Below are 4,743 nucleotides of genomic sequence, written 5' to 3' on the forward strand. Positions count from 1 at the left end.
CAATGGATACTGAAGTTGCTTATAAACGCAATAAAATTTTAGAAATTATTAATAAAGGAACAGTTACAACTATTCAAGGACAAAAAGCAGATGATACTAATGCTTTACAAATTCACGATGAAATTATGGATAAAATATATGAAAATGGCTTTACCCCATCAGAAACAGTTGTATTGGGTTCGGCTGATTTTATTCGTGGAATTCGTAATAAATTACAGTTACAACTTGGAGCAAACGACCAAATAAATAGCGTAATTGCAACAAGTGGAGCAATGAAAACTGTTGAAGGAACAACATACTATATGGTTCCTAAAAAATTACCAATTATTAATAAAGATGGTTCAGAAGGAACAATTAGCTTATTACCTGAGGGTGTTAATGCAATTGCCTTTAAATTTAGTAAAAAATATGATCTGCTTATTTTACGTAAAAAAGACCATACTCCTTTAAGGGTTGGTGCTGCGGCGTTGGGTACTGGAATGGGTAATACTTTGATTATGGAGCGTGTTTTATATTTGGGTGGAGCGGTAGTTGAACCTAAGGGAATTATTAAACATATTGTTACAAAAATTGATATTAGTAAAATTAATAAATTAGATAAACCAAATATTCATGTTACAGACCCAACACAAGCAACAATCGAACAATTAAAACCACAATTTAAAGATGTTGTTTTAAAAGCAGTTAAAGCAGTAAATAGTTCTTTAACTGAAAGTGATTATGATTACTTTATTGAAAGTAAGGGTGAAGACTGACCAATTAATATTACAAATGATAAAACTGTTGAAGTTCAAATTCAAGGTAAAAACAACGCTACTGGTCAAACAAATCCGATTGATGTTAAAATTAAAAATTCTTAATAGTACTAAAAAATAGTACTTTTTCGTTTGATAGATATGCCAATTGGAACATCTAAAACAGCCCTTATTTATGCTATTAAAAAAAATCCAACTAGATTGTTAATCCAACAACAAGAAAAAAGTTTTGATTTACAGTTATTAGAATTTTTAGGAATTCAAGTTTTAGCCCTTGGTTTATCAGTTTTAACTGGTGGTGTAGCATCTGTTGTTGGTCTTGGTGCGGGATTATCTAATTTTGCCGCAGCATTTATCTCGTTTGGAGTAGAAACAGCAACCGATTTTGCTGTAAATCAAATATACGATAAATTAACATCAGAAGTGACAGTAAAAAGTACTGCCTTAAATTTGTTACCAGCAATTGGTGGAATTGGTAAATTAACCCGTGCTGCTCGCACAACTAGAATTTTAAAATTGGCAAAAGAAACTAAATTACTTGAAAAATTAGGTGTAATAGCTGCTAATAATTTAGAAGATGTTGTAAGACAAGTTTCAGGTAAAAAAATTTTATCTGATAAATTAATATTTGATTTTACAAAGCAGGCTAATAATGAAACTTTATTATATACAATTGGTAAATTAGCCCGAAATGATTTTTATAAGGGTTTTAAAGTTTCTAATTTAGAAACAATTAATAATTTATTAAAAATTGAAAAAAATATTCAAAAAATAAGTCCTACATTAGTTCAAAAAATACCACGCGTAAATGAAAAAAATGCTAATAAATGATTGTCTGAATATGGATTAAATATTGATAAAATAAGCAAAATTAATACTAATGAGTGATATAACATTATGGCCAATCTTCATAAAAAAGGTGTTGGTAAAAACCTACTATTAAATGCTAATTTAATGCGTGGWAGTAAAATATATAATAATAAATTATTAAATCTTTTACATCAAACACCAATTAAATTAAATAAAKTATTAAATTATTTAAACCCAAATTTTTATATTCAAAAAGTAACTAAAAAATTATTAGCCCCAATTGAAAAACAAATAATTACAATTAAACAAAAAGTAATTAGTAAAATTACCGATAAAACTAAAAAAATATTATCTAAGTTTGAAACTAAAGCTATTAAAAAAGGCCAATTATTACCTTTTGCCTATGGTTCTGATGTTTTTTTAGCAGTAAAAATTGTTCCATTATCAGTTGTGGGCGAAGTTGCTTTAACAATATATTATAAAAATCCGCAATATGCCCCTATTGTCGTTATGACAACTTTAATCAAAGCAGAAAAGTTTATTTTGGCTCCTGAACCTTTTAAATTTTATATGAACAGTGAGTGGTTTATTGGCTGAGGATTTAAAAAAACAAGTTTATTTAATTTAGTTTCTTTTACTCCACTTGCTTATCAACAAATAGTAAAAGATAGCTTTAAAATATATCGGACAATTGCTAAGATATTAAAAATGCAAGAACAACTTAAAAATAACTTTAATAAAGATAAATTGTTAAATATGCTAGAAGATAGTGCGGTTACTAGTTTATTGGGTAATGGACTAGTATTTCAAACATACAAACAACTAAGAACAAAACAAGATTTAAACAAAACAATTAAAACAAAAACATTACTAAATAGTAAAAAATTTATATTAAAGAAAATATATTCTAAAAAAAGTAAATGATAAGGAGATGATTAAGTGTTAAATGAATTATGACAAAATGTTACTTTGGAAAATTATAATAATTTTATTCCAATGACAGGTAAAATTACACAAGTTCCAACTCGATATAATAAGTTCTTTAAAGGTGATGTAGAATTATGATTTAAAACATTTGCTTTAAGAGCCCAAAATATGATTAATTCATATTTAAACTATCCATTTTCAAAATTAAAATTTGAAACATTTAAAGACCCATTATTAAAGAAAATTTGTATTAATATGGTATTTATTACTGTTGAGCATTGAACATTTAACCGCATTCCAATTGAATTTTTTACTTCAGCAAGTATGAATCTTGGTGATATTAACTATTCATCTCAAAATGACCCTATGACAACATGACAAGGTCTATTGCCTACCTATGCAAAATCATTGGCTAATTTAACAACTTTAAAGAAAATGTTTCGTACTTTTCAAGAAGAAGGTATTGATTTAACTACGATAGATTTAGAAGCATATTATACACAATTAGAAGTTGATGCTTTAATAGAAAAAGAAAAAACTAAGATTGACAATAAAACTATTATTAAAAATAACGAATATATTAAATTTATTGTTCCGTTTGATAATGATACTATTTATGAAGAAAATGGTGTCTGAAAAGCAAAACAAAGTGGCGGTAGTGATATTAAAATTGATAATAAAACAATTATTAAAAATACTGCTGATGAATTAATGGTTTCAGATTTAAAACAAAATAAAATAACTTTATTACCTAATAGTAGTGGTCGTGCTAATGCTGATTTTAATGCTGAAAACGGGGAATTAAGAATTTGAGACCCTAGTTTTGAAGGCGGTAAAAATACTGCTGATTATATGATTATTGATAGTACAGTTGCGGGAATTGAAAGTACTGATGATACATTTGGTACTACTAAATATTTAGATAAATTTTATTTACAGAAAAAAGATTTACCTAAAATACCAAATGATTGAGAAGTTGTTGATACTAGTGATTTTATTCAAGATTCTAAAGGATATAAAATTAAAAATTTTAATAAGTCAGAATATTATTATCGTTTATGGTGTTATACAACGCTTGAGATAGAACTATATATAATTACGCATATAAATTTTGAAGGTCAATTAGCAAGTGGAATATCATATGGAAATAATCCAAGTAGTTGAATTACCATTCAATTATTTTCCAACGGTGAGTTTAAATTATCATCAATATCAAATAGTGTTAAAATTAAAAAATTGTATATTGAAAGAAAAAAAGTAAGTTAGGAAGGAGATGTTTTTATGCCAAAAGTTACTATTAAAGATTTAATTATGTTTTTGAAAATCTTTGGGGTTTCATCATTGTTTTTTATTGCAGGAATTATTATTTGTTTTATTGGAGAAAAAACATTAGGTATTTCTTGACCAGCATATGTTATTGTTTCAGCAATGCTTATTGGTGCTGGAATTATCATTTTAATTATTGAAACAATTAGATTTATCAAAACTCATAACAAACAACAAAGACAAGATAGCATTGAAGGTGTTATTAAAAAATAAAAAGCAAAATAAAGAGGTGATATAAATGGGGTTGTTACCAGCAAAAAAGAAATTAAAAAAGAGTTATGATATTGATAGTTACTATCTTAATTTAGCATCAACGATTACTAATCGTAAAAATGTTACTATTCAAAAACATAATGAGATTTTAGAAAAAAGAATTTGTGAAGATAATGCTAATTTTTTAAATCCGCGCGAGTTAGAAATTAGCATTTATAATCCACTTACTAATCAACAAATAAACTCTCAATTAATTAATAACTTTTTAAAAATGCAGGACTTTACTAATAAGAATTGATATAACGAATATAAAATTAATAGAGATGGTAAGGGTGCCTATTTTATTTTTGCTAATAATTCAAAACTTAATTTTATTACTATTGATTTTTACAATGACCAGTATGATGAATTAGGTAATTTAGTATCTTGTACTTTTGATTATGATCCTTATATTAAAAATGATCAAAGTATTTTTATTACTGAAAAATTAGAAATTGATGCTGTAACTAAGCAAGTCAAAGTTATTAGAAAATTAAAAACACGATTATATTAATTTGCTAATAATTAACAACTAAATTATAACATAATAAATAAAAAATAATATCTTTTCTTTAATTTTGTCGAAAACTCTTGATGAAATAAAAAAAATCATCAATATGACAATTTGAAAACTAATTTTGTGTAAGATTATGATTTTGCTTTAAATTTWTTA

At 25.7% G+C, this 4,743-nt stretch carries 5 protein-coding genes; all 5 read left to right on the forward strand.

All coding sequences use genetic code 4. From position 1 onward, the window contains the following. A partial coding sequence (locus tag EHV01_RS03275; RefSeq protein ID WP_422066183.1) for a hypothetical protein occupies window positions 1–860 on the forward strand: 860 nt, incomplete at its 5' end. A gap of 36 nt (window positions 861–896) precedes the next feature. Next, the gene (locus EHV01_RS03280; protein WP_422066184.1) at window positions 897–2,492 is read left to right on the forward strand and encodes a hypothetical protein; all 1,596 of its coding nucleotides are present in this window, start codon (window positions 897–899) and stop codon (window positions 2,490–2,492) included. Between the two features lie 12 nt (window positions 2,493–2,504). Then, on the forward strand, window positions 2,505–3,758 hold the full coding sequence (locus EHV01_RS03285) for a hypothetical protein (RefSeq protein WP_422066185.1): 1,254 nt from the start codon (window positions 2,505–2,507) through the stop codon (window positions 3,756–3,758). 15 nt (window positions 3,759–3,773) lie between these two features. Beyond that, window positions 3,774–4,031, forward strand: a complete 258-nt coding sequence (locus tag EHV01_RS03290) for a hypothetical protein (RefSeq protein WP_422066186.1) — start codon at window positions 3,774–3,776, stop codon at window positions 4,029–4,031. A gap of 25 nt (window positions 4,032–4,056) precedes the next feature. Next, on the forward strand, window positions 4,057–4,584 hold the full coding sequence (locus tag EHV01_RS03295) for a hypothetical protein (RefSeq protein ID WP_422066187.1): 528 nt from the start codon (window positions 4,057–4,059) through the stop codon (window positions 4,582–4,584). Window positions 4,585–4,743 lie beyond the last annotated feature (159 nt).

The sequence above is a fragment of the Spiroplasma sp. hy2 genome (genome assembly GCF_044714365.1).
Lineage (GTDB): Bacteria > Bacillota_I > Bacilli_A > Mycoplasmatales > Mycoplasmataceae > Spiroplasma > Spiroplasma phoeniceum.